Source organism: Kushneria phyllosphaerae, from assembly GCF_900312995.1.
GTDB lineage: Bacteria > Pseudomonadota > Gammaproteobacteria > Pseudomonadales > Halomonadaceae > Kushneria > Kushneria phyllosphaerae.
In genome coordinates, this window is sequence record NZ_ONZI01000054.1 from 1 (window position 1) to 263 (window position 263).

Annotated in this window: 1 protein-coding gene; it reads right to left on the minus strand. The window is 64.3% G+C overall.

What is annotated here, in order from left to right:
• A partial coding sequence (locus KSP9073_RS17425) for a hypothetical protein (protein WP_243409290.1) occupies nucleotides 1–252 on the minus strand: 252 nt, incomplete at its 3' end.
• Nucleotides 253–263: the final 11 nt, after the last annotated feature.

Here is a 263-nt window from a genome sequence, read left to right on the forward strand (position 1 = left end):
CGCTTCGGCGGCATTGATCACGTCATCGCCGGCGAGGGTGTCGAGGCTGATGGTCACCACCGGCGCCGCGGTATCCACGGCGTAGCTCGATGCGGTGTTGGCCGAGCCGGTATTGCCAGCTGCGTCGGTGTGACTAACGTCAGCACGGATCGCATCGTTTTGTGCGAGCTGCGAACCCGGCACGTTGATCGAGAAAGTGCCGTCACCGTTCACCGCACCGGTGTAGTTCTGCTGACCCACCGTCAGGGTCACGGTGTCGCCGG